Source organism: Serratia sp. Je.1.23.a (assembly GCF_051129805.1).
Classification (GTDB): domain Bacteria; phylum Pseudomonadota; class Gammaproteobacteria; order Enterobacterales; family Enterobacteriaceae; genus Serratia; species Serratia liquefaciens.
The window spans coordinates 15,116-39,361 of the sequence record NZ_JBCPSR010000005.1 but is presented as its reverse complement, the minus strand read 5'-3'; the positions used below and the strand labels follow the sequence as shown (position 1 = coordinate 39,361).

Annotated in this window: 21 protein-coding genes; 13 read left to right on the top strand and 8 right to left on the bottom strand. The window is 52.6% G+C overall.

The window, feature by feature from the left end; translation table 11 throughout:
* Nucleotides 1-73 precede the first annotated feature (73 nt).
* The 8 genes from AAZT04_RS17600 to AAZT04_RS17565 all read right to left on the bottom strand — a co-directional run bounded on the left by AAZT04_RS17600 (nt 74) and on the right by AAZT04_RS17565 (nt 8,991).
* Complete coding sequence (locus AAZT04_RS17600; protein ID WP_434681148.1) at nt 74-2,221, bottom strand: phosphocholine-specific phospholipase C; 2,148 nt, start codon at nt 2,219-2,221, stop codon at nt 74-76.
* Between the two features lie 122 nt (nt 2,222-2,343).
* On the bottom strand, nt 2,344-3,186 hold the full coding sequence (queF, locus tag AAZT04_RS17595) for an NADPH-dependent 7-cyano-7-deazaguanine reductase QueF (protein ID WP_048759769.1): 843 nt from the start codon (nt 3,184-3,186) through the stop codon (nt 2,344-2,346).
* Nucleotides 3,164-4,060 carry a queuosine precursor transporter gene (locus tag AAZT04_RS17590; RefSeq protein ID WP_020828622.1) on the bottom strand — a complete coding sequence of 299 codons (897 nt, stop codon included), beginning with the start codon at nt 4,058-4,060 and terminating at the stop codon, nt 3,164-3,166. The genes queF and AAZT04_RS17590 overlap by 23 nt, the downstream gene beginning before the upstream one ends.
* Complete coding sequence (locus tag AAZT04_RS17585) at nt 4,061-4,675, bottom strand: helix-turn-helix domain-containing protein (protein WP_197821376.1); 615 nt, start codon at nt 4,673-4,675, stop codon at nt 4,061-4,063.
* Between the two features lie 609 nt (nt 4,676-5,284).
* Nucleotides 5,285-6,580 (bottom strand): cytosine permease, encoded by a 1,296-nt coding sequence (locus AAZT04_RS17580; protein WP_434681145.1) that lies wholly within the window; start codon nt 6,578-6,580, stop codon nt 5,285-5,287.
* Between the two features lie 20 nt (nt 6,581-6,600).
* Nucleotides 6,601-7,290: a helix-turn-helix transcriptional regulator gene (locus AAZT04_RS17575; RefSeq protein ID WP_261450056.1), complete on the bottom strand. Its 690-nt coding sequence runs from the start codon at nt 7,288-7,290 to the stop codon at nt 6,601-6,603.
* Between the two features lie 25 nt (nt 7,291-7,315).
* Complete coding sequence (locus AAZT04_RS17570; RefSeq protein ID WP_020828618.1) at nt 7,316-7,726, bottom strand: GNAT family N-acetyltransferase; 411 nt, start codon at nt 7,724-7,726, stop codon at nt 7,316-7,318.
* A gap of 344 nt (nt 7,727-8,070) precedes the next feature.
* Complete coding sequence (locus AAZT04_RS17565; RefSeq protein ID WP_129983983.1) at nt 8,071-8,991, bottom strand: alpha/beta hydrolase; 921 nt, start codon at nt 8,989-8,991, stop codon at nt 8,071-8,073.
* Between the two features lie 382 nt (nt 8,992-9,373).
* On the opposite strand from AAZT04_RS17565, the gene AAZT04_RS17560 reads away from it, so the two are divergent.
* The 13 genes from AAZT04_RS17560 (at nt 9,374) to AAZT04_RS17500 (ending at nt 24,157) form a co-directional block, all read left to right on the top strand.
* Entirely contained in the window at nt 9,374-10,300 is a 927-nt protein-coding gene (locus AAZT04_RS17560; RefSeq protein WP_434681141.1) for a ParA family protein, read from the top strand.
* On the top strand, nt 10,297-11,652 hold the full coding sequence (dnaB-PI, locus tag AAZT04_RS17555) for an SPI-7-type island replicative DNA helicase (RefSeq protein ID WP_434681139.1): 1,356 nt from the start codon (nt 10,297-10,299) through the stop codon (nt 11,650-11,652). Before AAZT04_RS17560 ends, dnaB-PI begins: the two co-directional genes overlap by 4 nt.
* A 2-nt stretch (nt 11,653-11,654) precedes the next feature.
* Complete coding sequence (locus AAZT04_RS17550; protein WP_434681137.1) at nt 11,655-13,400, top strand: ParB family protein; 1,746 nt, start codon at nt 11,655-11,657, stop codon at nt 13,398-13,400.
* Nucleotides 13,400-14,116 carry a DUF2786 domain-containing protein gene (locus AAZT04_RS17545; RefSeq protein WP_434681135.1) on the top strand — a complete coding sequence of 239 codons (717 nt, stop codon included), beginning with the start codon at nt 13,400-13,402 and terminating at the stop codon, nt 14,114-14,116. The genes AAZT04_RS17550 and AAZT04_RS17545 overlap by 1 nt, the downstream gene beginning before the upstream one ends.
* A 4-nt stretch (nt 14,117-14,120) precedes the next feature.
* A complete protein-coding gene (locus AAZT04_RS17540) occupies nt 14,121-14,750 on the top strand; it encodes a DUF2857 domain-containing protein (RefSeq protein ID WP_434681134.1) in 630 nt (209 codons plus the stop codon).
* Nucleotides 14,747-15,010, top strand: a complete 264-nt coding sequence (locus tag AAZT04_RS17535) for a ParE family toxin-like protein (protein ID WP_012004773.1) — start codon at nt 14,747-14,749, stop codon at nt 15,008-15,010. The genes AAZT04_RS17540 and AAZT04_RS17535 overlap by 4 nt, the downstream gene beginning before the upstream one ends.
* 114 nt (nt 15,011-15,124) lie before the next feature.
* Nucleotides 15,125-16,396: an STY4528 family pathogenicity island replication protein gene (locus AAZT04_RS17530; RefSeq protein WP_434681132.1), complete on the top strand. Its 1,272-nt coding sequence runs from the start codon at nt 15,125-15,127 to the stop codon at nt 16,394-16,396.
* A gap of 187 nt (nt 16,397-16,583) precedes the next feature.
* A complete protein-coding gene (locus tag AAZT04_RS17525) occupies nt 16,584-17,327 on the top strand; it encodes a PFL_4669 family integrating conjugative element protein (RefSeq protein WP_434681130.1) in 744 nt (247 codons plus the stop codon).
* On the top strand, nt 17,324-17,899 hold the full coding sequence (locus AAZT04_RS17520; protein ID WP_434681128.1) for a hypothetical protein: 576 nt from the start codon (nt 17,324-17,326) through the stop codon (nt 17,897-17,899). Before AAZT04_RS17525 ends, AAZT04_RS17520 begins: the two co-directional genes overlap by 4 nt.
* Nucleotides 17,900-17,912: 13 nt before the next feature.
* On the top strand, nt 17,913-19,952 hold the full coding sequence (locus AAZT04_RS17515) for a DNA topoisomerase III (RefSeq protein WP_434681126.1): 2,040 nt from the start codon (nt 17,913-17,915) through the stop codon (nt 19,950-19,952).
* A gap of 669 nt (nt 19,953-20,621) precedes the next feature.
* Nucleotides 20,622-21,089, top strand: coding sequence for an STY4534 family ICE replication protein (locus AAZT04_RS17510; protein WP_434681124.1), 468 nt, complete (start codon nt 20,622-20,624; stop codon nt 21,087-21,089).
* A 72-nt stretch (nt 21,090-21,161) separates the two neighbouring features.
* Nucleotides 21,162-21,662, top strand: coding sequence for a single-stranded DNA-binding protein (locus tag AAZT04_RS17505; RefSeq protein WP_434681122.1), 501 nt, complete (start codon nt 21,162-21,164; stop codon nt 21,660-21,662).
* Nucleotides 21,663-22,276: 614 nt separating this feature from the next.
* Nucleotides 22,277-24,157: a group II intron reverse transcriptase gene (locus tag AAZT04_RS17500; protein ID WP_434681120.1), complete on the top strand. Its 1,881-nt coding sequence runs from the start codon at nt 22,277-22,279 to the stop codon at nt 24,155-24,157.
* The last annotated feature ends 89 nt before the right edge of the window (nt 24,158-24,246 follow it).

Genomic DNA, 24,246 nt, shown 5'->3' with positions numbered 1-24,246 from the left:
CATGGGGTGTTGAATAAAGAGGCTAATGATAATCCATATCCTTTCGCTTTTTGAACACCCCCGTGCGGATATCTTAGGCTTTGCCCATTAGCGGATCGCTGACGTTGTGCTCGCCGTTCTCTAGCCGCCCGGCCATGCGGCGTTGCCAACCGTCAGAAGCCTGCAGTGAAATATCGTACCAACCTCCGCTGGCCCTGGCGTCAAAGGCCTGCTGGTGGCGCTCTCCTGCCGGCAGCTCAATCGACCAGGGGCCGTTTTGCGTATAAGGGCAGCGGGCGATAGTCACGGTTATAGCCTGGCGGGTGGGGTTAGTGAGGGTTAATGACAAGTGGTCGCCTTGCGGCGTCAGGCGGACTTGCGGCTGCGGTTGCCCAATGGCGCCGCGCAGTTCACGATGAAAGCCGTTCGGGCCCAGCAGCCACAGGTGATACTGGTTCGTCACGGACCAGTTATCGCTGAGCGTTTTGCCGGCCTCGACGGTATAGCGCCGTGGGATCTGGTTCAAATCCAACCGGTCGTAAACGTGAAATACCACCCCCTGTGCCCCGGTGTTGTACAGGTTGAGCGTCAATAATTGCTGGCTGGGGGAGAGAGTTTCTTCAACATGCAATTGATAAGGCAGGGCGCGTGAAGGGCGTGCCAGTCGTGCCTGATGCGGCAACTGTTGTTTGTCTACTGCCGGCAGAGGCACCTGCGGCAATTGCTCCTGCCGCTGGCGCAGGCTGTCGGCGGAATGGCGGCTGGTGGCGGGCAGGTTGGGCAAGGTTTCCCCGTTGGGATCGACAAAGTTGAAGGCCGAAGTGAGATCGCCACATACCGCGCGTCGCCAGGCGCTGATATTGGGTTCGTGTACCTGGAAGCGCTTCTCGAGAAATTGCAGCACTGAAGTGTGGTCGAACACCTGTGAATTAACCCAGCCACCGCGGCTCCAGGGCGACAGCACCAGCATGGGCACACGTGGGCCGGGGCCATAGATGCGGCCGTCCGGCGGCGGTTGTTCCTGTGAACCTGGCGGGGCGACATGCTGAAAGATTTCACTGTCGAACGGCACCGTCGATTTACCGGCGAAGGTGCCATCTTCACGCAGTGACGGTGCGGAGGGCGACGGCATATGATCGAAGAAGCCGTCGTTCTCGTCGTAATTGACCAGCAGCACGGTTTTACTCCACACCTCGGGATTCTCCGTCAGCGCATTGAGGATCTCCTGGGTAAACCACCCACCCTGCACCGGGCTGGAAGGCCCGGGGTGTTCCGAGTAGGCCGCCGGAGCGATGATCCAGCTTACCTGCGGCAATTTGCCTTGCTGCACGTCGGCGCGGAAACCGGCCAACATGGCCTCTAAATCGTTGCCGTCCGCCGCCGGCAGCGTATTGCCATTGCCTTTGTATAACGGCGCTTCGGCGTTCAGCTTGTCGCGGTAGGGGACAAAGGCAGTAAAGTCCTTCGATGGCTGCGCCGGATTGCCCACTTTCACGCTGGCCGCACGGTACTGATGGAACCCCGCCAAAGGGTTGTCGGTGAAGTTATCCGGTAAAAACTGGTAGACCTTCCAACTGACGCCGCTGGCTTCCAGCCGTTCGGGATAGGTTTGCCATTGGTAGCCAACGTCGGGTGGGCCTGGGCTGTCCCATTCGTTGACCACTACGGCGACCTCGGCTGCCGTCGGGCCGTTAGTGCCGGTCCAGTGGAACAAGCGATTGGTGTTAGTGCCGGCGTGGATCGAGCAATGATAGGCGTCGCACAGGGTGAAGGTTTCGGCCAGGGCAAACTGGAAGGGCAGCTCATGCCGACGGTAATAACCCATCGAGGTCGGCGTTTTGTAGGTTGGCCAGGCGCTCATGCGGCCGCTGTCCCAGGCAGCTTGCTCATCCACCCACGAGTGCGGCGTGCCGCTCACCCGCTGGGCATTGCCACGTTTGCTGTCCAGATGGTAAGGCAGCACCAGTCGATCTTCCCCTTGCTGTTGCCAGACGTGACGGTTGTCGGGCAAAGGAATGGTTATGCGATCGCTAAAGCCGCGTACGCCGGGCAGCGTGCCGAAGTAATGGTCGAAGGAACGGTTTTCCTGCATCAGGATCACCACGTGTTCGACATCGTTGATGGTGCCGGTGCGGTTATTGGCTGGGATCGCCAAGGCTTTGCGGATCGACGCGGGTAACAGTGAAAAAGCCGATCCGATGGCGGCAGCCCGCAGTATTTCTCTGCGCGAAAAGTCAGGCATGCGTCGTTAAACTCCCTGAGGTTTGCTTTGAAGATAGTTGCTAACGACGGTAATAGCGAAAAATAACAAGGAGATGAACAGGGGAAAAATAATGCCCCGCATGGGGGCATTGATGGGGAAGCTTATTGTCGGATCAGACGACCGAGGGTTGGCGCCGTTTCGAAGTCGCTGCGGAACGGGTTGATGTCCAGGCCGCCGCGGCGGGTATAGCGGGCAAAAACGCTGAGCTTTTCCGGTTGGCAGCTTTGCTTGATGTCGTTGAAAATGCGCTCGACACACTGCTCGTGGAACTCGTTATGCTGGCGGAAGGAGATCAGGTAGCGCAGCAGGCGCTCGCGATCGATTTTCCGGCCCTGATAGTGGATCACCACGCTGCCCCAGTCCGGCTGGTTGGTGACCAGACAGTTGGATTTCAGCAGGTTGGACGACAGGGTTTCGGTCACGATGTCCCCTTGTTGGTCTGCTGCACCGTGCAGATATTCCGGCTTAAAGTCGAAATCATCGACGGCAATATCCAGATCGTCGATATTGATGCCCGGCAGGCTATCGATCTGCGGCGAATATCCGTCCAGACCCGGATAGAGCTTAACCCCAACCTGACCGTTTGCCGCTTGCGACAGGTCTTTTTGCATCGCGGCACTCACCTGTTCCACGCTATCGAAGCGCGTCTGGTTAAAGCTGTTGAGATAAAGTTTGAATGACTTGGACTCGATCAGGTTGGTGGAAGAATGGGGCAGGGTGAATTCACCAATGCCTACCACCGGCTTGCCTTTGGCGTTGAGCCAGGAAAGCTCGAAGGCGGTCCACAGATCAAAGCCGCTGAACGGCAGGTTTTGTTCATCTACACCGATCAGATCCCGACCGCGTGAGCGTGGCAGGGCCTCGAGCAATTCGGGAGCGTACTGGTCCGGATAATCGGAGTTTGCGCCAAGATGGGTGATTTTATCTTGTTTTTTGATATGCATATTCATTGCTCCTTGCATGATCGGTATTGATATAGCGGTTAAACAGGCTGCGAGCGGCGTAAATCGGCCCGACACCCACCAGGGCGTAGACCACCTTGATCAAGAATTGTGACAGGATCATGGTCTTGATGATATCCCAGCTCAGAACGTTGTAGAACGCCAGCGTGCAAAACACCACGCTGTCGATGGCCGAGGCGACCACGGTGCTGGTGATCACGCGCACAAACAGGTAGCGGGAGTTGGTCAGCTCTTTGATTTTGCACAGCAGGTAAGAGTTGACGTTCTCGGAGATTAAATAGGCCGCAGACGACGCCACCAGGACCGCCATGATGCTGTGGACGATGCCGTCATAGGTCTTGCTGAACTCCCACTGCGGAATACTGGGTACCAAGGTGGTGACCCAGACGCCCAGCACGAAAATCAGGTTTGCCATAAACGAGATGATGATGGTGCGCCTGGCCAGTCGCAGCCCGTAAAACTCGTTCAGAATATCCACCAGGATAAAGGTGAGGGGGTAAATAAAAATCGCCGGGGGAGTGATGAGGTTCAATGCGGGAATTTGAATCGGTTTGACGCCACACAGGGTTGAGAAGATATAAATCACGCTGAGTGCGACGGTAATGATCAGGTAGGCGTACCACGATCGTTCATGGCGATCGCTGAGTTCATAGGCGGTTTGCTGCTGATTGTTACCGTAGATTTTGCGGTACAGCGCCTGCAGCTCATGGCGGCTCAGATCTTCCGATATTTCGCTGTCGGCCAGCTCATTGAGCCCCATGGTGATGGTTTTGCCGGTGGCCAATATCATGACATTGGCGGCGAGGGTGCCATGCCGGGTAAAGCCCAATAGCTTGAACTTTTGATTCGGTTCCATTTATAGCCGTTCTCCAAAGATATAACCCAGGAATTGCACGGTATCCTGATGATTTTTTTCCATGCAGTAATCTTCTTTGTCGTTAACCACAAAGAAGCCATTTTTTCCCGAGTGATACAATAAAGGCGAATCGCAAACCAGCACCGGCGGGCGTTTTATAATAATCACCTCGCCTGGAATAAATGAACCTTTTATTTCGGTCTCTATTTTCATTGCTACCATATTTGACTCATCGCCGAAGAAATAAGTCAAAGGGAACTCCGTCACCAGTTGGCCGACTTTCCAACCGGTAACTGCTAAAAAACGCGACTGAGGAATAACGGGCACAGCGGAAGGGTTTTTATTGCCTTCGGTAGAGAGCGTTTCATTGAGCAGTTCCAGCTTGGCCAGATCATAATCTTCGATCTCTTCACAGGAAACGCCAAAGAAATCTGAAATCCGGTTGACGGTGGCCTGCTGCACGTTGTTAACCCGACCGTCGAGAATTTTATAGATGGTGGTACGCGTCAGGCCAGTGCGGTTAGAGAAGGATGCTTTAGTTTCGCCCCGGGTGCGCATCAGATATTCAATATTCTTAATGATGTTGATTTTGCGCTGCGCGTTAGTGGTCTTCATAAGCATTCCTTACAATATTCTGGCCGGCATTACTATATCGCACGCGCCGACATTGTCCAGAACTGACGCTGAGGTAGGGGCGGTAACCGGCTGATTAATCATTGGAAATGAGCTTTGATCTTTCACGTATCATACCAGCTGATGCTTTTATCATGATGAGTAAAATGTAAAACAAAGGTAATTAAATATAAATCAATTGGTTAGGTTTAAGACTGAGGAAAGTGGACACAAAAGTGGGTTTTGTGTCTACTTTTGTGTTGACCACGGTGGTTTCCGTGAGCTACTGTTCATCCACACTGAAGTGTTTCTTGACGGTCAAAACGGTTAATAAACGATTGTCTGACAACTTCTATAATAAAAAGCTCGGGGAGGGAGGCGTTTCCATTCTCTGGGTATTAAAGGATGTTTTAGCTACCGACACCAGGGATCCCCACTACGTCTTCTGTTTTACCTTCGCAGTAAAAAACCCGCTTTCATATTGATGCCAGTCGGCTTTTTAGCCGACCGATATCAATTTGTTGCGCCTAAAAAAGGTGGCGACAACTTAATCAAACACCCTTTCTGTTTCGATTATCCCCACTCCCCAGCGCGGGAGAGTAGGGATATCAATCAGCTTTGCGCAGGCGCAGGTTTCTGAGAACGACTCATGGCCAATTTAAATACCCAATAGATCAGGCTGGCAGCCAGCAGAGAGTTGATGGTCGGCACGCCCCACTCAGTCACCAAGCCGACAATGCTGCCGACGATGCTGGCGATGATCGCCGCCCAGCCGATAGTTGGCGTCTGGTCCGGCAATTTCCCTTCGCGACGGCTCTCGTCGAGAATTTTACGGTGAGTACGCAGCAGATAATAATCTACCAGCATGACGCCGATAATCGGCGGGAACACCACGCCAAGCACCGTCAGGAAGTCGACGAAGCGGTCGAGGATCCCCAGTACTGACAATGTGGTGCCCAGCACGCCGATCACCAGGGTGGTGGCGGTGTACTTCAGTCTTTTGCCCGTCATGCCTTCGACGGCGTTAACGATGCCCAGCGAAGAGGAATACAGGTTGAGGTCGTTAACCCTGAGGGTAGAGAACACCACGACCAGCAGGCCTGCACCACCGGCGACCTGTGACATGATGGTGACCACATCCGCCGTGCCCAGCGTTTTGGCGATCAGTATCGCCAGGCCGTTAACCACGAATTCCCCGGCAATGATGGTGAAAATGGTGACGCCAAAGACATGCTTGCCGTTCTTGGAATAGCGCGTCAGATCCGGCGTCATCAGGCTGGCGACAATCGCACCGCCGACCACGATAGTGATACCGGCGCTGATCGACAGCGGTTCGCCTGGTGGTACCAATTGGATAATTTCAGGCAGATTGTGGCCGGTGAGGGTGATGATGGAGATATAGGCCACCAGCATAATAAACATCGGTACCGCAATCCTGGCGGCGATACGCAAGGCTTTGAAGCCGAACGCCACCAGAATGGTCAGCAGGGTGCCGGACAGACCGGCCGCCAGACCAAAGCCCAGCTTGTTCCCCAACGCGAAATCCAGCGACTTGGCGAAGATGGCGTTTTGAATGCCAAACCAGCCCAGCAGGCTGACGGCCACTACCACCCCGATCAACACCGATCCGAGTCGACCAAAGCCGCACCAACGGGCCAACAGGCTGCCGGAGATCCCTTCGCGCATGCCCGCCAGGCCCAGGCCATAGGTCACCACGCCAAAGATCAGGCTGCCGATGAAAATAGCGGTAAATGCATCGAGCAGCGTCATGGAGTGGCCGAGTACGGCCCCGAGCATAAACTGATCGAGCGCGGTCAGCATGCCCATATGCACTATGGCTACGCTTAAAAACGAGACTCTTTTATCCTGAGGTACCCGGGTTAACGGATAGTCTTCGATTTTGATCACGGTGAGGTATTCCTTGCTATTTAAATAAACTGGATGCCTTTAGCTATCAGGCGATCGGGAATGTAGCTGTCCAGCTGAGCATATTTGCAAAATTCCTCAAATTGCTGCTGTGTGTGGACATCAGATTTTTGATAAATATTATATATTCTATTTTCTATGGTCTTATTGCTGATGTTATATATTTTGGCGATTTCTTTCACCGACAGCCGTTGCAGCATTAAAAATATAACGTCCAGCTCAGCCCGGGTAAAAATGGTGCTGTTGGTTTCTGTGGTTAGTACGCTGGGTTTTTGATGGTTGATATAGTTAAGCGGGGATAAGGTGTTAAGCGGTTTGGCATTCCACATTACCCCGAAGACTTCTTTCTTGTCGTTGTAGATAGGCAGTTTTTCGCTGATAAACGGTGTCAGGCTGTCTTTCCCGTACCAATAATGTGTTTCTATCACGGCAACCCGATCCCGCGAGATCTCGGTCATTTTGTCATGTTCTACAAAATCGGCTGCAGATTCGGCCCAGTCGGCGGGGAACTCGTCGTCTCGCTTACCGGCTATATCAAAATTTAATGGCGTATTGGTATAGAGGTAGGCGGCCCGGTTCATGTAAAGATGATGGGATGCCAGGTCCTTGATGCCCCATGGCTCACTTAAGTGCTCCATCATGGCAATCAGGCCTTTCAAATAGAATTCATTACTTTTATCGGGCGAATCCATTCTGACCTCACCGACTGGAATTGGGTTAAATCTTTTTCGCCAGGTAGTGACGCGTATGCTGTTTGGCATAGTCGCCTAAGTTGCCGTAAACCTGATAGCCCAATTTTTCATAAAAGCCGCGGGCCTGAAAATCGAAAGTATCGACATAGGCCATGTGGCAACCGCGTTTCTTGGCCTCTTCTTCGGCCTGTACCATCAGTTGACGGCCATAACCGCTTTTACGGTATTGGTCGCTGACCCAAAGATACTGCACTTCAAGCCCGCCCCACCAGGTTCTGGCAACCAGTCCGGCAACGATTTTACCCTCGTCATCGGTGACGGTCAGGAATAAGGGGTGGATATCGACGGGTTCAATTTTGGCGTTGTGGGCCCAAAGACTGTCAATCACAAACTCTTCGTCTTTCGGGTTCGGTTGGTCGGTAATATTGATATTCATCGTTATAATATAATTCCCTGTGATAATTATTAGGCAGCGCAATCAAACGGAGGTTTCTCCAACCGGTTTAACTATCACTTTTCATAATGTATTACAAGGGTGGTTTTCACCCGTTCCCGTCACGTACCCAAGGGGCTATATTAGCTGCGACAGGGCCAGAAAATAACGTAATACGCGGTAATAAATAGCCTTTGGTCCTGCTCAGTCTATCTATTCCTATTGTGCCTCACCAGGGCCCCATCCAGGAAATACATTAGCTATTCAGGCTCCACCGGTAGAGCAAGTTAACTTGCCAAAGGGGAGCCGCCGCGTACAGCCTTTTCCCAGAAACCGCTTTTAAACCCTTATTTACCCGCCGCCTCGCCTTTGGCTATGCCTTCCAAAGCCGGCGGTATGGCCGCACCTAACATTGCCCCATGGTCTAAGCCGGGCCATTCCCGATAGTCAACCTTAAGTCCGTCAAGTGTCGCCAGCTGTGTGGCCAGGCCATGAGCCGCATCTGCGGGTAGCTGACTCTGCCTGATAATCGGCGGGGCTTCACGCATTTTCTCCGCACCGCCGATCCACAACTGTAAATGGGCGGACAAAGACGGATGCCTATCCATAACACGTTGCGCTTCTTGCAGGATAAAACCTTTCCCCCACCACAGCGAAGGTTCCACCGCGATGTAATTCTGGAAAGTAGCAGGTTGGGTTAACAGAGTATGCAGAACGAAAAGGCCACCATAAGAGTGCCCCCACAGCGTTTGCTGCTGCGGGTTAACGGTGACCTGAGCGGCAACGGCAGGCTTAATCTGGGTTTCGATCAGTTTAAGGAAAGCGTCTGCACCGCCATGGGGCTGCTTTCCTGAACCTTGTTGCGAAGCCGGTGTGTAGTCGTAACTGCGGCCTTTGGAGTCGATACGCAGATCGTTGTCATAGCTGAGTAGCACCAGAACCGGCGGCTGTTTTTGTACGGCAAGCTGAGCCAGCAACTGGGCGTTCAACTCCATCAATACTGCGTTGCCGTCCAGGAAGTAGATAACCGAAAAGCCGCCCAAGGGCGGAGCAATGCGCGGTTTTATTATGCGGACACGATAACGGCGCTGACCGTCCGCCGAAGTGAAGCGCAGATCGCTGAATTGATAATCAGGTGATTTCGAATCGACCAGGGTTGTGCCGATTTTACGTTCCAGATCGGGCCTGGCCTGCGCCAGCATGGGGGAGCCAACGCCGATAATCAGCGCGATAACGAGGGTGAGACAGCGACGATAAGACGATGGCATGCTGGATTCTGTTTATCAGGAAAAGGGGATATTAGCATTTATGTTGGGAAGCAAAAAACCCGCCATAGGCGGGTTCTTCTAAATAGGGTGCCGAACTCGGACAACCGGTGCTTGCACCGGATTGAACAACGCTTTAGCGTTGGCCCGCAGGGTGAGGCCTCTGGCCGAATAATCGAACGTGTTCGATGAAGAGTCCTACCCCAGAAAAGCAAAAACCCGCCTTTTGGGCGGGTTCTTTAGAATAGTGGTGCCCGGACTCGGAATCGAACCAAGGACACGGGGATTTTCAATCCTCTCTTCGCTAGCAAGTTGAATTATCGCAGTGGGAAATTAGTTTTTGTATCGAATTTGTACTCATCGAATACTTTATTCGAGTGTACTCATGGAAAATATCGTCACAAAAGCCACTACTGCTTCAATCAGTACTAAGCCACAAATCGTGCCTATGGTTTCAACTAAAGGCGGAGAAGGTAAATCTACTCAAAGTGCTAACCTTGCCGGCTTCCTCGCCGATGCAGGTAAAAAGATCCTCCTCATCGACGGCGACCACTCCCAACCCACCGCAAGCAGCATTTTCTCCCTGGAATATGAAGCACCCAATGGTTTGTACGAACTGTTGATGAAGACGGTCGACCTCAACCATTCTGAGCAAATTATCTCCCGTTCTGTTATCCGAAATCTGGACATCATTGTTTCCAACGATCCCCACGACCGTTTATCTTCTGCCATGCTGCATGCCCCTGATGGGCGTATGCGCCTGCGGAATGTCCTGCAACACCCTTTGTTCAACGAGTACGATGCCATCATCATTGACTCCAAAGGCGCGGCGTCTGTGATGCTCGAACTCATTCTGGTGGCTAGCACGGAATTTGCCGTCGGGGTTATCAAGCCTATACTGCCGGACACCCGTGAGTTTCTGCGTGGCACATTGGGGTTGATGGAGGGGTTATTGCCGCTGACCTGTTACGGCATCGCATTACCTCGTATCCGTATCCTGACCAACTGCATGGAGTACACCAATCTGGATTGGCAGACTCTGGAAAGTTTGCGCAGCATCATCACAAATGGCCAATATCTGCGTGCAGATGCCTTCGACGTCTCCCTTCTCGACACCATCATCCCCAAGCTGGAAATTTACAAAATGGGGCATGCTTCCGGTCAACCCGTTCATCGTCTCGAAAAAACGACGACTCGCACATCGACACAGGCGGCCGCGGTCACTATGCACATGTTGGCCTGTGAGTTGTTCCCTCAGTGGCAATCAAACTTTGATGCGCTACTGGCAGGGAAATCGGAGGTGCAGCCATGAACCAGACAACATCCAATGTCCCTTATTCTTCCGATGCTGAGCAGGCAGTTCTCGGCGGTTTGATGCTGGATAATGAGCGGTGGGATGATGTTCTCCCATTGGTTGGAGAGCGTGATTTTCATCTGGCGGTACATCGCCGAATTTTCCAGGCCATGGCTCGCCTGATGGCTGTTCAGCAGCCGATTGATCTGATTACGCTCCATGAATCACTGGAACAAAATGGTGAACTCGAGCAAGTGGGCGGTTTTGCCTATTTGGCTGAATTGTCTAAAAACACGCCGAGTGCAGCCAATATCGTCGCCTATGCGGAAATTGTGGCCGAACGCAGTCGTCTGCGTAGCCTGTTGCAACTCGGTCGTGAATTAAGCGCGGATGCTGCCAATCCCCGCGCTGAGTCTTCTGCCCTGACCGAACGGGCAGAACAGCAATTGTTCCAGCTCTCGGAGCAAACCCAATCAGAGCAGAATGTCAGCCTGACGGATGGGTTGAATGCTGTCGTGACCTATCTTGAGACTGCGAATGGCGGCAATGGTATCACCGGCACCCCGACCGGTTTCTCACGGCTTGATGAGATGACGTGTGGTTTACAGCCTGGTGATTTGATTTTGATTGCCGCACGGCCGTCGATGGGTAAAACCGCCTTTGCGTTGCGCGCCTACACTGGCGCGCTTCGTGGCACGGAGAAACCTGCATTCTTTTTCAGCTTGGAAATGCCGCGCGAGCAGTTGCTTCAACGCCTTATCGCTGTGGATGGACGTGTTGAACTTTCGCGTCTACGCAGTGGCCAGTTGGAAGATGAAGATTGGGCCCGAATTTCCAACGCGATGGAGCGGTTGTTGCCATTGGAAAACCGCCTGATTATTGACGATGAGTCATTTTTGACACCCGCTCTGTTGCGTTCCAGGGCACGGCGCTACACCCGGTTGTACGGGAAGCCTGGCTTAATCATGGTCGATTACCTGCAGCTGATGCGCTGCCCAGGGCAGGAAAATCGCACTCAGGAAATTGCGGAAATCTCCCGCAGCCTGAAAGCGTTGGCCAAAGAACTTGATTGTCCCGTCGTGGCTCTATCTCAGTTGAACCGTCAGTTGGAAAGCCGTGCTGACAAACGGCCCTTTAATGGTGATCTGCGTGATTCCGGTGCACTGGAGCAGGATGCTGATGTGATCGCGTTCATCTACCGTGATGAGGTTTATTACGCTGATTCTGATGATGCCGGCACGGCAGAAATTATCATTGGTAAACAGCGGCAGGGGGCGACGGGAACCGTTCGCGTCAAGTTTGAAGGGCAATTCACCGCATTCAGCGACCTCCACGACGGTCAGTATGACCAATACTCGGGGAGGGCGTAAACATGGCGCGTCCTAAAACCAAGATCCTCGATCTGAACAGTGCTTTGCTCCAGCAGGGCAAGACTGCAGCAGGCACACAGCCTTTAGCCCCCGTGGTGGCGGAGACCCCCGTCAGTGAAATGCCATTGGTGCTGACACTGGATGAGGTGAACCCGAACCCGGATAACCCACGAACCTCGTGTAACCCGAAATATGAGGAAATAAAGTCGTCAATCCGTGCCCGAGGTCTGGATACAGTACCGAAGGTGACGCGAGATCCAGAGCGCCCCGAGCTGGGGTATTTCTTCAGTGATGGTGGGAATACGCGTTATGCCATTCTTTCCGAGCTCTGGCAGGAAACGGGAGAAGAACGATTTTACCGCTTCTCTTGTGTATTCAAGCCCTGGCCAGGACGATTATCCTGCGTGATAGGTCATCTTGCCGAGAATGAGGTTCGCGGTGACTTGAGCTTCATTGAAAAAGCCTTTGGCATTCGCCAGGCTCGAGAATTATATGAAGCGCAGTTGGGTAAGCCTGTCTCATTACGAGAGCTCTCAACACTCCTTACCGCAGAAGGTTACCCCGTCCATAATTCCAGTATCAGTCGGATGGAAGATGCGGTGCAGTACCTATATCCCTATATGCCTCATTTGTTGGAGACTGGCTTGGGGCGTCCGCAAATTCTGCAATTACTGGCGATGCGGTCTCATGCCGAAACCACATGGCAGAAGCACTGTATTACCCAAGACTCGGATCAGCCATTTGATACCGTTTTCGGTGATGTTTGCCGCCATTTTGATTCGCCTGAGGTCTATTCGCTTGATATGTTTCGCGATGAGTTGATTGGGGCACTCATCAAAGCATTGCCACACCCTTTGCTCAATTATGATCGCTGGCTACTTGAGCTCGATCCGAAAGAGCAAAACCGGCGCAAGCACCTCGGTGAACCGACGTCAACGCCTGAGTTGCCAGATAAGGCGAGTACCGTCGTGCTGGCGCCTGAGCTGCAGCAGGAAGAAAACGGTGGTTTACCCTCAACGGAATCTGAAGTGCCGGGTGGTGGCTCTTCTTTGGTGCTGGACAGCGCTTTGCTTGAGTCGGCCGGTGATTCTGATAATGAATCACAGGGTGTTCAGGACGAGGAAATTCCCTCATCCCAAACTGAACCGCGTGTTGAGACTCAACCTGATTTATACGGTGCTTCTTCGGTGTTATCAGGTGACGTTGAAACGCTTTTAGACGGTGAGAATACCACCGTCAATGAATCCCTCCTGCCTGGCTCTCATGAGTCGACCGCCCCTCACAACAATATCGAGACACAGCCAAAGCAAGCTGTAGCCCCTGTGGTAGAGGTGCCTTTTGCGGAGGTGGGACTTGAGCCGGTCTCCTCCATTTGGGCTATTTCTGCCCTGCAGGACGATATTGAGCACCTGCAGGTGATCACCTTCCGGTTGGCATTTGAACTGGCCGAAGTGGCGGGCTGTGAAGCTGAAATCAAAGCCGATAAAGCCGACTTGCAGGCTGCCGGTTACGCATTGACTGCCGAGCGACCATCTCGCTTCACCGCCTTACTCCTTACCCTTGCCGGAAACAACCCGGACGGTGCCGGAACCAGCTCTCTCAATGAAGCCCTCATCGGGTCGGAAAATGCTGCTGACTGGCCGCTGCTTGACGATATTCATGCCGTGAAATTGATGCGTCTTATTCGTGTTTTGCGCCGTCTGCGTGAACTGCAGCGTGACTTACCCGCGTCAGAGGAGACAGCTTGATGAGCCATTCACAACGACAAACGCGCCTGGTGAAACTTGTGCGCAAACTCCTCGAGCTGGCCCATAGCAACAGTAATGCGCATGAGGCTGGGCTGGCATTAGCCCGGGCGCAAAAGCTGATGGCGAAATACGGTATCAGCGAACTGGAAGCAAATCTGTCCTCTATCCAGACAGCGCCGAGCCAGGGGGCGCCGTCGGAGGCGCAGAAATTACCGGAATGGATGATCAGCCTGGTTTGGGCCGTCAGTCGAGCCTTTGGCTGCCGACCGTATTTTTCCTGGCGAGATACCCCTTCCGGTCAGCGTCGTAACGTGACGTTCTACGGCTTCAGTGAGCGGCCGGCCATTGCTGCCTATGCGTTTGATGTGCTGAGCCGGCAACTGAAAGAGAGTACTGCAGACTACCTGAAAACCCAGAATAGCCGCCTGAAACTGAGCACGCGCCGTGCACGCGCCGAGCAGTTTCGGGCCGGTTGGGTGCGTGGTGTACAGAGAGTCATTTCCAGTTTCCCGGTACCAGACAACGAGCAGCAATTGATGACGACCTGGATTGCTAATCAGGACATGGTGGATGCCAAGACACGTGCGTTGAAAGGATGCCGTGGTGGTGATCTTGCTCGCAGTCAGGGGTTTAAAGCAGGGCAGAACGCCAGGTTGCACCAGGGGGTTCAGGGTGATGGGCCAGTGGCAATCGCACATAGCATTGGGGGGGAATAGGACAATGAGTAATAGCTTATCGCAGGCAACGAACAGCCTGCTCACGCAGTTGGTGATGGAGTTGAAATCAGGCTATATCCGCCGTTGTGAGTCCCTGGGGCTGACAACGGAAGAGATGCAGCTGCTGCACGGTCTGACCATTGAAGATCTGCATTACCTGATGAACAGCTCCGTATCGGTGCTGACCTTCCAAATCCATCACGAGAATTTCTCATTGATGTTGCAACACGCGCGCCGCGAGCAGCAGCGTATGCAGCGGATTGACCGTGCACTGGCGTTAGGGGGCTCTATCGAAATGATGCAGCACTACTTTGGCCTCTCCACCGTTGAAGTCGCCGCTCGCCGGCGCATGATCGGTATCAATATTCGGCAGGGGCGGTGTGCGGCGCTCAGCGACGACGAGAATGCGGCATTGTGGCGTCAGTGGCAAAAAGCGGACGTCGATGACGCCTCCAGTGCGGATGGACTGGACGTCATGATGCTGGCCGCCGAGCAGATGGATGTTTCTCTGACAGCTGTCTGGCATGCCGTTCGCAGCTTTGATGCCCCTCAGACTGCTACTGCCAGAAAAGCCATTCAGGCCGTGCGTACGCCACGCGGTACGCCGGGAGGAAATGCAAGGAGGTTGGCATGAAGCCGGTGATATTAATGCCGGGGTTGCAGGTCCCTCGTTCGGCGCCGCCGTCCTGTCAAAAAAAGGCGAAGGAGCAGGTCAGGCGCTTCCGCAGCGGGGAGCGTAACTACAAGCAGCTTCATGTCAAAGGCAAGCACGCCCCCGGGCGAGCCTGGATGAAGATTGATATCGGGACCAGCTGGCGACTGCTCAGCCGAAACAGTGGTGATGACTGGGAGTTGTTGACCCACGAGCGCTACAACAACGAACTGTGGAAGTGATGACATTCACCCTGTGCCTGGTTGTCAGGTACAGGCCTGAGTGCCGTTAGGCCAACAACCGCTTGACGCCTTCGCCCTGTGGGCGAGGGCAGCGTAAAAGGATGCGCAAAATCGATGAGCATAAAAACACCTGATGATAGCCTGATCACCTTTACGCTCGAACAAATGAATGCCCGCCTGGCGGAACGAATAGGTGCCGAAAAGCACGCGGGGGCTCCCGATGTCACGAATCTGCGCAGCGGTCTCTTGTTCATGGGGAATGTGCATGATTCCATCCCCCGCCGGTTGCTCCTGGACACCCGTTTGTCACCGCTGGATAAAACCGCGTGGATAATGATCCGCCTGTACGCGCAACAGAACCAGGGCGCCGTGTTCCCTACCTATGACGAACTGCAGCTGCAGCTCGCCTCGCCGTTTAACGGTAAGGCGTCCCGCGAGACTGTCAGCCGCGTGCTGCTGATGTTACGCCTGACCGGCTGGCTCAGTTTGTGCCGGCGTGTGCGTGACGACAAGGGGCGGGTGAAGGGCAATATCTATGCCCAACACGATGAGCCGCTCTCGGCTCGTGATGCGGAGACATTGGATCCGACCTGGCTGGATACGGTCGCCATGGGCTGCGCGCATAAAAACCGCACCGTCAGCCAGACGGCCTGGTCAGTACTGTCCGATATTCAAAATGACCCGACAATGCGTCATCAGCATTCCCAGATGGCGGCAATTGCTGAACGACTGGGCTCGCCACAAACCCCGCAACAGATGGCCACCAGAGTGTCTCAATGGCAGGACAATTCCCCGAGTTCGGACGTCGAACTCAGGAAAAAATCCCCGAATTCGGATGCCGAACTCAGTAGATATACCCCCGGTTCGGATACCGAACTCAGTGTGAAACAGGGGAGCAAAATACCGAGTTCGTTTTCCGAACTCATTCTGGAATCAGCTACTTACGGTGCATCACCCCAACCGAACTGTAACGTACGTTCTTTCACACAGAGTGTGAATAAAACAACGTACGTACCTGAGTTACCGTCCGAACTACAGTCCAGCATGGCAGCGGATGATCTGCGTCAGATAGGTGTCCAGCTTAAGGCTTTGCCTGCAGAGACTGCTCGCCAGGTGCTGGCGAGTCTTGAGCAGACGATGGCTAGAGGCAACCTGAATAATCCCACCGGCTGGCTTTTGGCGGTAATTAAGCGCGCCCGGAACGGTGAGCTGTATGCGAGTGCCAAATCCCCAGAGCCTGCCAGGCCTGTTCCGGCACACCAAATACCTTGCTCTGTGGCACCGGCAAAACCAACAGGTCCAGTCCGCCAACAGCTGGCGTCACGGGACCATGTAAGTGGTGTCGTGGCCAAATTGCGTCAGCAAATGATGCGAGCAACAAAATGAGTCGTGAGTGCAGATAGTCAATCTTGTTCAAAAATAGAACACTGCTGCCACTGGCAGCAGTGGTTGAAAAGTGAACGTTGTTGTCTTTTGAGTTTTTGTTCGTCGCGCAAAAAGAGTTTTGGATTGTTGTCAAGACAGGCTGGCGCAACTATTTCAAGCCACACATAATCCCAAAAGGATGCTTCAAATGGTTGATTCATCAGGCAGTAAAGAAAATAAGCCCTCTCCAGCCCGCGCAGGTGCTCTCAAATCGACGTTAACCGTTCAGTTACATACCCAATATGCCATTTTGTTGTGGGAAGGGCGCCAGCGAGAGAAAGAGTCAAATAAACCACAAATAGTCAGCATGCCTCAGGTCATCGCCCGTGCAGGGAAAATTAATGCAGATTCAAATACTGACAATCCTTATGCCGATAGCGCGATGTTGTCATTGGAGCAGGTTATTGAACGTGGCACCGCGCGATTGCAGGGTGCAGTAGCAGGACTTGATGCCGTTTTATCCAGCTTGCCAGGCCAGGTTTCGATGTCAGAAGTCTCATCAGTATCTCCACTGAATATCGGTGTATTTAGCCGTACCCCGCTCGGGTATCGCTGTGTCTGGTTACTCGTTGGCTTTGATCAACTGGCGATGAAAGCGTTCCAGGCATGGCACTACGGGCTGATCTCCCGTCAAAAGCGGGATGACTTACTGAGTCAGGGAGGGCATTGGGTGCGTCAGGTCTATGGGGTGGTACAACAGTATCGATCTGTAGCCGTTACGCGTGATGATATTCGCCTTCAAACTCAGGTCGGTATGGATGCAGTAAAGCGTCTGGGGGAGCCTGACGAAGACATTATGTCGGGCAAGTCACGTTCCGCTTTTTCGCCGCCCCTCAATAAGACTTCTGTGTTAACGGCCTCCGCGTCTTCTAAAAAAGGAGCCAAAGCATGAGCATGAATCGACAGGTAAAGTCTGTTTTGATGCCGGCTGTTCTCTGCACCGCGTTATTGTTTACGGGGTGTGCAGGCACCGAACTGGGTGAATGGAACCAAAAAATCAGTGACGCTGCACATTCGCTGGCAAGCGGTGGCAGCGTTGGCTCCAGCGAAGGTAGCATGCCCTGGATGACTCGAGCCGGTATTTCCGGGCCCCGGCAGGATGTGCGTCATACGTATACGCTCCCGGTGGATGTTGATACCGCGGCGGCGCGGTTGAAAAGCCATTATCAGTTTATCTCCTCCGAAGAGCTGGAAAGTCTGCGTCAGCGTGATCAGCACGGCGACTGGAGCGCGAGCTCCATTGATGAAGCTCGCCCGGTCTGGTCAGCAAACCGGGGCAGTTATTACAAGATGGGGCAGGAATGGAAAGGCAATGATCGCCTTGAGCTCGAAGTGGTCAAGTCCGGCGCCGGCAGTCGCCTGAAAGTGACGTACAGCTCACCAGATGCGTCGCACCTGACCGATGTTTACCTCGGACGTTTGATGACGCAGCTGCAGCAGGTCGCTAAAGGTCAGCTGGGCTGACGGGGGGGATCTGATGCAACTCTACCTGTGTGAAAAACCGTCCCAGGGAAAAGACATTGGCGCCGTTCTGGGCGCCAATCAGCGCAAACAGGGTTACCTGACCGGGGCCGGTGTGATTGTTACCTGGGCTATCGGACACCTGCTGGAGCAAGCCCAACCCGAAACCTATGGTGAACAGTATGGCAGTCCCTGGCGTGAGTCGGTGCTGCCTATTGTCCCGACGCAGTGGAAAATGGTGGTTAAGAAGGATACGGCTGACCAGTTTGCCGTTATCCGTGGTCTGCTCAAACAGGTGGATTCGGTCGTGATTGCGACCGATGCGGACCGCGAAGGGGAAGTGATCGCGCGGGAATTACTAGAGCATTGCCACTTTACCGGCCCGGTCCAGCGGCTCTGGTTGTCAGCGCTGGACGAGGCCAGTATTCGGCATGCCCTGGCGAACAAACTCCCTGGCGAGAAGACCGCGCCCCTGTATGAAGCTGGCCTGGCGCGATCACGGGCTGACTGGATGACGGGGATGAATTTAACCCGGCTTTATACGCTCAAAGCCCGTGAGCAGGGATACGGTGAGGTATTGTCGATCGGGCGGGTGCAGACCCCCACGCTGGCGCTGGTCGTGAACCGAGACCGCGACATTGCCAACTTCATCTCCAAACCGTACTGGCAAGTCAGGGCGACTCTGCAGAAAGATGGGATCACCTTCCCGGCAAACTGGGTACCTGCTGCCAACTATTGTGATGAAGGGAAACGCTGTATTCAACAAAATGTGGCGCAGGCCGTCGTGCAGCGGTGTCAGCAAACGGCTCATGCCGTTGTGCTTGAGGTGGGGACCGAGCGCAAGAAAGAGTCCGCGCCGTTGGCATTTGATCTGGGCACCCTGCAGCAGGCTTGCTCCCGCAAGTGGGGGATGAGCGCCAACCAGGTCTTGAGTATCGCACAGTCACTGTATGAGACGCACAAGGCCACCACATATCCCCGGACGGATTGCGGCTATCTGCCGACATCGATGCGGGAAGAGGCTGCCGATGTGTTGAGCGCTGTAACCCGCACAGACCCAACGCTCAACGAGAGTGTAGCCAGGCTCGACAGGGCTTTTGTTTCCCGTATCTGGAACGACAAAAAAATCACGGCGCACCACGGGATTATCCCAACCAAACAGCCGTTCGACCTGAGCAAGCTGTCTGCCGATGAGCTCAAGGTCTATCAGCTGATCCGTCAGCATTACCTGGCACAGTTCCTGCCGTTACATGAAGTAGATGTGACGGAGGCCACCTTCAATATCGGCGGGCAACTGTTCCGCACTCGCGGCAAGGTCGAGGCTGTTGCTGGATGGAAAGTGTTGTTCCAGCATGACGTGAGCGAGGCGAAAGAGGAACCGGCTGACACGGATGATGTTCGGCTGCCTGCCCTGGTAAAAGGTGAAACCGTCTCGGTTGCCGGCGCTGAGCTCAAAATGCTGCAGACGAAGCCCCCAGGACATTTCACCGACGGGACACTGATCGCCGCCATGAAAAATGCAGCGGCGTTCGTCAGTGACCCGCAACTGAAGAAAGTGTTGAAAGAGAACGCAGGGCTGGGTACTGAAGCGACGCGCGCCGGTATCCTGGAGACGCTGTTTAAACGCGGGTACCTGGAGAAGAAGGGCAAATACCTACTCTCCACACCGATCGCCGGCGAACTGATTGATGCGTTACCGACTGCGCTGACCAATCCCGGGATGACGGCGCTGTGGGAGCAGGCGCTGGACGAGATTGCTCAGGGCCAGATGACACTCGATACGTTCATGAGCCGCCAGGCACAGTGGACAGGGCATCTGGTGGAGAAAGGGAAGGCGCAGGCTGTGAAGTTTACCGCCCCACCTTCACCGCCGTGCCCGACATGCAGTGGGTCGATGCGCCGGCGTGCCGGCAAGAAAGGCGGTGGTGCTTTCTGGGGCTGCAGTAATTATCCCACTTGCCAGGGTGTCATTAACATCGATGCAAAAGGTGGGCGCAAGGCTAAGCGCTATAAAGCGAAATCACCGACTAAAAATAAAGCAACAGGATCGGAGTAAGAGATTGTCTGATGTACATAGCGGAAAGTTTTGCTAAGGTGAGCTAGCTTTGATGCAGGGTACCCCGTAACTGCGGTGGTGGGAAAATTCTTCCATGGTTTTTTTCTGCTTCAGTTCGGTCAGCGGCTTCCACACTCAGGTTGGCTGTCAAGACGTATGCAACTCCGTGAAAAAAGCGTCGGGAGACTAGGTTCCTCCCCGGAGTTAGACAGAATTCACAGAAGGCTAAGGTACCGGCCGTGCGGCGTTGATTTTCGGATCAACGCCGTTTTTATTTTATGGCTCTCAAAACAGAATATTACGGTTGACACTCTCGGTACTTGCATTAAAAATGAACAGGCTTACTTGTTGTCTTCGAACAACCAGCCAATGCTTCAGCACTCTGTGAGAAGCGCCTTCGGGTGAGTGCCAGCCAAAGTTTCAGCGGTCTGTGAGAAACGCCTTCGGGTGACTGCCAATAGCCTCGTAGCCTGAAAGAGGAAGCCCATGTGGCGGTAACTCCGTTTAGCCTTTGAGAACGGAGATCACTTAGCGGTGATGAAGGTCCATTTCACAATCAAGACAGTCTGCACTGACGTACGACTTTGCAGACTCCCGACGGGAAACACTTTTCCCGTCAGGGAAGGTGTATTTCTCCGTCACCGAATCTATACGCCTGGAGAAAACATCATGTCTAGCCAAACTCAACAAGCATCCACTAAAACTGAATACTTCAACCTGACCATCAAGGGCATGGGGTACCTCAGCAACATTCGTCAAGTCAATGGCCCGAATGGTACCTTTATCAGCTGTGTCGTCAATGGACTCTCAGGTCCTACCGATAACGCCAGTTATACGCGTTTCGATGTGACGGTCGCCGGTAAAGAAGCCAGCAGCCTGATCAATCGCTGTCAAAAGTCGGTTGATGAAGACAAGAAGGTCCTGATTGGTTTTGTGCTTAGCAATCTAAAAACGGATATCTTCACGCTCAACAGCGGCGAACATGCGGGTGAACAGCGCGTCAGCCTCAAAGCCCGTCTTATCAAGGTCGATTGGATCAAGATCGGTCAGGAGAAGGTCTTCCAGGCTGAGAAATCCGACTCTACTCCGCCTCAGCAAGGTTCCGCACAGCAGCAATATGCGGAAAACTCTTTCTGATAACGCCCCCTACGCCTCGATTTATCGGGGCGTTTTTCCCTTTCTAATTCTATTCCCTATGAGGATTCGATTATGGCGTCTCGCGGCGTAAACAAAGTCATACTTGTCGGTCATCTCGGCCAGGATCCGGAAGTCCGTTACATGCCAAATGGTGGTGCGGTTGCTAACATTACCCTGGCGACCTCAGAGAGCTGGCGCGATAAGGCGACCGGTGAGCAGAAAGAAAAAACTGAATGGCACCGTGTCGTGCTGTTCGGTAAGCTTGCCGAAATTGCCGGTGAATATTTGCGTAAGGGCTCGCAGGTTTACATTGAAGGCTCCCTGCAGACACGCAAATGGACCGATCAGGCCGGTGTGGAAAGATACACCACTGAAATCGTCGTCAACATTGGCGGCACTCTGCAGATGTTGGGGGGGTGTTCGCAACCTGCCAACGGTGCGCAATCAGGCCAGGGCAGTTGGGGGAAACCTCAGCAACCCTCCCACAGCGGCACGCCGGCTCAGCAATCCCAGCCATCTCAATCGGGTGGGAATTCAGCGCCGATGGATTTTGATGATGATATACCTTTCTGAGTGCGCCGTTTTGCTTTGTAAATCAAGTGGTTAACTCAATGTTCTGAGTTAACCATAGGCTGTTGGAGAGCCTATTGCAAGCCTGACTTATCCTTACCCAGTAATGGGTTTGAACCTCGAAAGAGGGAGGGGAGTGTAGCATGTCAGGAAAAGGCTGGTTGCGGGGAAATAACCTACTTTGCGCCAGCCATTGCAAGTCCCATATGGTTAAGCCTGATTGGTTGAATCATAGTTCATAGTGGGTTTCGGGATGCCTTTGACTCACGGTTATTCAGGAGTCATACCAGTATTTATAGTAATTATTTTTAGAAGGTTACTATATCCAACAATATTGGCACCTGCTCGGTGAGAGTGGTAATTGAACGTAAGTGGAACCTAAGTGGGATGCACCTTGACTACAAAGAAATACGGGATTACCTAAGTTGGTTATGTAATTAACCAATATGGTAACGGAGGCTCCGTAGTACCCAACGTAGCTCTGTAATGGAGTCGCAATTGGCTAACCAATCTGAAAAATATATATAAATTGATAAGCAATTATCGGTGAAATTATATTCGTAAGGGGGAAGGGAGTCAGTTGGAACTATACTAATAGAAGCGAGGTTCGATAGTCAGTGCTATCACAAAGAACACTCAATGCTCTAAGTGGTATAAACAAAGCCAGTACACAAGGTTATAAGATCAAGAAGCTGCACAAAATCATGTGTAGCAATAAAGATCTTTGGGCACAGGCCTATGCCAATATTTATTCTAATCAGGGAGCCATGACGAGAGGAATAAATAATAATACGATGGATGAAATGAGCGTGGACAGGATTATTAATCTCATTCAGCTTATAAATTCAGGCTCGTATAAGCCCAAACCTTGCAGGCGCACGCACATACCTAAAGATGCCCGAAAACCGAATGGAAAGAAACGTCCATTAGGTATTCCAACTGGAGACGATAAGTTAATACAGGAAGTAATGAGGATGTTACTGGAAGAAATCTATGAACCGGTTTTTAGCGACTGGAGCTATGGATTCAGGCCTAAACGTTCCTGTCATTCTGCATTAAAAGAAATCAGAAACCGTTGGAAAGGAACAAAATGGGTATGTGATGTTGATATCAAAGGTTACTTCGACAACATTGACCACGATCTGCTGCTGAAATTCCTGAGTAAGCGGATCGCTGATAACAAATTTCTGGCGCTTCTCAAGAAGTTCCTGAAGGCTGGCTATCTGGACAACTGGCGTTACTTTGGCACCCATAGCGGGACACCGCAAGGTGGTATTATCTCCCCTATTCTTGCCAATGTATTTCTCCATGAACTTGATGAGTTTATGAAAAATAGAATCAGCGAGTTCGGCAAAGGGGGACGGAGGAAACCCAATCCCATATACAAAAGAGCACTACAGAACCGAGCAAATCGTATTAAATGGATCAGGCAAGGTTTCGGCGCTTCCGGAATGCCTGCTGATGAGCAGAAAATCCAAAAATGGAGACATGAAGCGGATGAACTGGAGAAAAAATTGCGCACACTATCTAGTGTTATTATGGATGATTCTGAATTCAAAAGAATGCGGTATGTTCGATATGCTGATGATTTTCTGATTGGTGTGACAGGAAGTAAAAATGAGGCAAAAAAGATAATGAAAGAGGTTGTCAATTTTGTTGAAACTGAACTTCATCTGGAAATATCAAAAGAGAAATCCGGCATTATTGACCCAAAGAAAGGATTCACTTTTCTCGGTTATGAAATTAAAACACGCCGTGAAAGCAAACAGGTCAAATGTGTTGTAGGGCTTAATGCAGATGGAAGTAAAACTCATGCGATAAAACGTACGATAACGGAACACGTCCATCTGGGTGTACCGAGGGAAAGAATCCTGAAATTCTGCTCTCTACGTGGCTATGGGAATTACGATGGCGGATATGGTAATAGTGCTGGTCGGCCAGCAATGATGCACATGTCTGACTATGAAATAATTGGTCAGTACAACGCCGAAATGCGCGGCTATGCGAATTACTACAATCTTACCCCCGTTCTCTATCTCAATAAGTTGCATTGGATATGGGAAAATAGTCTTTATAAGACGCTGGCAGGTAAACATCGGATGTCACGCACCAAAATCGCGCGGCGGTTAAGGCAAGCGGATGGCAGGTATGTTTATCGGGAAAATCGTAATGGAAAGGTATATGAGTTGGAGGTATTTAGACTCAAAAACAGGAGTGCGCCAAAACACAGTTCACCGGATATATTGCCGAACACGCATAAATATTCTGGTAGAACTGAATTGCTGGACAGGATGGCTGCATGCCAATGTGAATATTGCGGTACCAGAACCGGTCCTTTTGAAGTCCACCATGTGAGGAAACTTAAGGATATCAAGTCGGGTACAGATAACTGGAAGAAGCTGATGATTGCCCGTAACAGGAAAACATTAGTGATCTGCCGGACCTGTCACGTCAACCTTCACAGAGGAACACTGCCAGACCGAAGAAGCTTTGTTTGATCCAATGGAGAGCCGTATGCACAGAAATGTGCACGTACGGTTCGGTGGGGGGGCAACGGCTATCCCGTTCTGGGCGCACGTGCCCTACC

What these genes read in the sequence shown, in the direction of transcription:
- AAZT04_RS17600 (WP_434681148.1), bottom strand. Translation starts at nt 2,221, where the DNA reads ATGCCTGACTTTTCGCGCAGAGAAATACTGCGGGCTGCCGCCATCGGA.
- queF (WP_048759769.1), bottom strand. Translation starts at nt 3,186, where the DNA reads ATGCATATCAAAAAACAAGATAAAATCACCCATCTTGGCGCAAACTCC.
- AAZT04_RS17590 (WP_020828622.1), bottom strand. Translation starts at nt 4,060, where the DNA reads ATGGAACCGAATCAAAAGTTCAAGCTATTGGGCTTTACCCGGCATGGC.
- AAZT04_RS17585 (WP_197821376.1), bottom strand. Translation starts at nt 4,675, where the DNA reads ATGAAGACCACTAACGCGCAGCGCAAAATCAACATCATTAAGAATATT.
- AAZT04_RS17575 (WP_261450056.1), bottom strand. Translation starts at nt 7,290, where the DNA reads ATGGATTCGCCCGATAAAAGTAATGAATTCTATTTGAAAGGCCTGATT.
- AAZT04_RS17570 (WP_020828618.1), bottom strand. Translation starts at nt 7,726, where the DNA reads ATGAATATCAATATTACCGACCAACCGAACCCGAAAGACGAAGAGTTT.
- AAZT04_RS17565 (WP_129983983.1), bottom strand. Translation starts at nt 8,991, where the DNA reads ATGCCATCGTCTTATCGTCGCTGTCTCACCCTCGTTATCGCGCTGATT.
- AAZT04_RS17560 (WP_434681141.1), top strand. Translation starts at nt 9,374, where the DNA reads ATGGAAAATATCGTCACAAAAGCCACTACTGCTTCAATCAGTACTAAG.
- dnaB-PI (WP_434681139.1), top strand. Translation starts at nt 10,297, where the DNA reads ATGAACCAGACAACATCCAATGTCCCTTATTCTTCCGATGCTGAGCAG.
- AAZT04_RS17550 (WP_434681137.1), top strand. Translation starts at nt 11,655, where the DNA reads ATGGCGCGTCCTAAAACCAAGATCCTCGATCTGAACAGTGCTTTGCTC.
- AAZT04_RS17545 (WP_434681135.1), top strand. Translation starts at nt 13,400, where the DNA reads ATGAGCCATTCACAACGACAAACGCGCCTGGTGAAACTTGTGCGCAAA.
- AAZT04_RS17540 (WP_434681134.1), top strand. Translation starts at nt 14,121, where the DNA reads ATGAGTAATAGCTTATCGCAGGCAACGAACAGCCTGCTCACGCAGTTG.
- AAZT04_RS17535 (WP_012004773.1), top strand. Translation starts at nt 14,747, where the DNA reads ATGAAGCCGGTGATATTAATGCCGGGGTTGCAGGTCCCTCGTTCGGCG.
- AAZT04_RS17530 (WP_434681132.1), top strand. Translation starts at nt 15,125, where the DNA reads ATGAGCATAAAAACACCTGATGATAGCCTGATCACCTTTACGCTCGAA.
- AAZT04_RS17525 (WP_434681130.1), top strand. Translation starts at nt 16,584, where the DNA reads ATGGTTGATTCATCAGGCAGTAAAGAAAATAAGCCCTCTCCAGCCCGC.
- AAZT04_RS17520 (WP_434681128.1), top strand. Translation starts at nt 17,324, where the DNA reads ATGAGCATGAATCGACAGGTAAAGTCTGTTTTGATGCCGGCTGTTCTC.
- AAZT04_RS17515 (WP_434681126.1), top strand. Translation starts at nt 17,913, where the DNA reads ATGCAACTCTACCTGTGTGAAAAACCGTCCCAGGGAAAAGACATTGGC.
- AAZT04_RS17510 (WP_434681124.1), top strand. Translation starts at nt 20,622, where the DNA reads ATGTCTAGCCAAACTCAACAAGCATCCACTAAAACTGAATACTTCAAC.
- AAZT04_RS17505 (WP_434681122.1), top strand. Translation starts at nt 21,162, where the DNA reads ATGGCGTCTCGCGGCGTAAACAAAGTCATACTTGTCGGTCATCTCGGC.